Here is a 396-nt window from a genome sequence, read left to right on the forward strand (position 1 = left end):
GCCCGGCGCACGGCCGCGCCCGTCTCGCTTCCCGACGGTGCTCACGCCCTCGCGGTGGCCGACCATCACGCATGCGCCGTGATCGGATCGCAGCGCGAGGTGTACTGCTGGGGCGACAACCGGCACGGCCAGCTCGGCGATGGCGGTACGGCCGCACGCGCGACGCCCGTCGCGACGGGTCTCGTCGGTGTCACTCGCCTGACCGCAGGTGGGTCGCACACGTGCGCCGTCACCGCCGATGGATCGCTGTGGTGCTGGGGGCGCGGTCGCGATGGGGAGCTCGGGACCGGCACGATGATGGATCACGCGGTGCCGGTGCAGACCTCCCTCGCCGGCGTGACGGCGATCGGCGCCGGTGATGCAGTGACGTGCGCGAGCGCCGGCGGAGCCACGTAC

General features: G+C 73.7%; 1 protein-coding gene. It reads left to right on the plus strand.

What is annotated here, in order from left to right; translation table 11 throughout:
• On the plus strand, positions 1-396 hold a 396-nt coding region (locus tag I6F37_RS43635), incomplete at both ends, for an RCC1 domain-containing protein (protein ID WP_368736838.1).

This window comes from Bradyrhizobium sp. NBAIM08 (assembly GCF_020193935.1).
GTDB classification, from domain to species: Bacteria; Pseudomonadota; Alphaproteobacteria; order Rhizobiales; family Xanthobacteraceae; genus Bradyrhizobium; species Bradyrhizobium yuanmingense.